General features: G+C 61.8%; 3 protein-coding genes. 1 reads left to right on the top strand and 2 read right to left on the bottom strand.

What is annotated here, in order from left to right:
* Nucleotides 1–188, top strand: a 188-nt coding sequence (locus WEB61_RS04300; RefSeq protein ID WP_368063093.1) for a winged helix-turn-helix transcriptional regulator, incomplete at its 5' end; no start/stop codon positions are given.
* Between the two features lie 40 nt (nucleotides 189–228).
* On the opposite strand, the gene WEB61_RS04295 is transcribed toward WEB61_RS04300, so the two are convergent.
* Both WEB61_RS04295 and WEB61_RS04290 read right to left on the bottom strand, forming a co-directional pair.
* Nucleotides 229–1065, bottom strand: a complete 837-nt coding sequence (locus tag WEB61_RS04295) for an SDR family oxidoreductase (RefSeq protein ID WP_368063092.1) — start codon at nucleotides 1063–1065, stop codon at nucleotides 229–231.
* A gap of 63 nt (nucleotides 1066–1128) precedes the next feature.
* Nucleotides 1129–1536 (bottom strand): GFA family protein, encoded by a 408-nt coding sequence (locus tag WEB61_RS04290; protein WP_368063091.1) that lies wholly within the window; start codon nucleotides 1534–1536, stop codon nucleotides 1129–1131.
* Nucleotides 1537–1740 lie beyond the last annotated feature (204 nt).

Here is a 1740-nt window from a genome sequence, read left to right as displayed (position 1 = left end):
CCGCCAACCGGTCGAAAACGATCTACAGCCTCACGGAGAAGGGACGCGACTTCCTGCCGATCATCCTTGAGATGACCGCCTGGAGCGTGAAGCACGACGCGCTCACCAACGTCTCGCCGAGCTTCCTCGACAGTTTTCGTACGGAGAAAGACAGGATGATGGAGATTATTCTCTCAAACCTGAAGTAGCTGCGATCGGCGGAAGCTGGATATGGTCCCGGCCAGCGGCTCAGAGGATATAGGCGTCGCCGGCGGCGCGGATGGTGATGTCGCCGAGGGAGACGCCCCAGGGCTGATCGATTGCCGTGATTACCGCATCGGCGATGTAAGCCGGATCGAGAACGGCATAGGCGGTGCTGTCCGGATCGACGCGCGCATCCTGCACCTGGCCTTCCATGATGGCCGTCATCGAACCGATATAGGCGGCGGTGTTCTGTCCGAGGATGCCGACAACGGCTTCGGGATTGACGATCGCGCCGCCAAGGCCGGTGGCCGGCACGCCGGTCGGTTTGATGATCGTGACCTTGATCTTGCCGGCCGCTTCGACGCGGAGCGACTCGGAAAGGAAATTCACGGCGGATTTCGTGGCGCCATAGACCGCCGCGCCGACGACCGGAAAATTTCCGTAGATCGAGGAGATGTTGATCACATGGCCGCGGCCTTGGGCGATCATCGGGTCGTAAGCGGCGATGATGCCGTTCATGACGCCCTTGATGTTGATGTCGATGCATTTGCTCCAGGCCGCGCTTGCGGCTTCGTGATCGGCAAAGAAAGCGAGCGGCATGATGCCGGCATTGTTGATCATCACGTCGATGGCGCCATGCGCCGCGACCGCCTGCGCGACAAGCGCCGTCATGGCCGCAAGGTCGGTGACATCCGTCAGCTTGCCGGACGCCTTGCCGCCGGCGCTCGTGACAAGCTTCACCGTTTCGGCAAGTCCTTCTTCGTTTACATCGCCGCAAACGACATTGGCGCCGCGGGCGGCGGCCTTCTGGCTTACCAGGCGTCCAAACCCGCCGGCGGCGCCGGTGACGACAATGGTCTTGCCTTTTACATGATCGGTCATTCGGGATTCATTCCTGCGTTCTGCCGCGACACTGCCGCCGCAAGGTGAGCGGTCAAAGCCCTTTCAGCCCGGGTTCTTCGGGAAGCGCGCCTCGGCGACCATCGGCGGCACCCAGCTCTGCGCGCTGTCGCACCAGACTTCCGATGCCGGCTTCAAAGCCGAGGTGTCGTCAAGCGTGCCGGCCTTGACGATGGCGATGGCCTTGTTGGCCGAAAGCATCGAGAAGATCGGCGAGCCGCAGGTCGCACAGAACTGGCGCTCGACGGTGTTGCCGCTGTCGGCGCGATCCAGGTAGGTCTTGAGCTCGCCGCTGGTGGCCAGAGAGGCCGCCGGCAGAACGACATTGAGCGAAAACGCGGCACCGCCCTGACGCTGGCAGTTCCTGCAATGGCAGATGACGGTTGCGAGCGGTGCGGCATCGCTCGCATAGGAAAACTGACCACAGAGGCAACGGCCTTCAAGTTTCGACATGATGGAATGACCCTCGTGTTTTCCTAAGGACTGAGTGAATTGAGGCGGAGATTGGTTCGCTACCCTGCCCTTCGCTATCGCTCCGGGCGTTCGGCGCTCGGAAAGGTCCACCGGACCTTTCCGTTTGCGTTCCGCAAACCGCGCCTCACCCGTTCATTTGGCCATGTTGATGACCTGGAGCTGGGTGAATTCCAGCAGGCCTTC

The organism is Parvibaculum sp. (assembly GCF_040882025.1).
Lineage (GTDB): Bacteria > Pseudomonadota > Alphaproteobacteria > Parvibaculales > Parvibaculaceae > Parvibaculum.
The sequence above is the reverse complement of the archived record's forward strand: the minus strand, read 5'-3'. Positions and strand labels throughout refer to the sequence as shown.

Bases quoted from the DNA above. Each gene is read 5' to 3' on its own strand.
- WEB61_RS04290 (WP_368063091.1), bottom strand. From the start codon at position 1,536: ATGTCGAAACTTGAAGGCCGTTGCCTCTGTGGTCAGTTTTCCTATGCG.
- WEB61_RS04295 (WP_368063092.1), bottom strand. From the start codon at position 1,065: ATGACCGATCATGTAAAAGGCAAGACCATTGTCGTCACCGGCGCCGCC.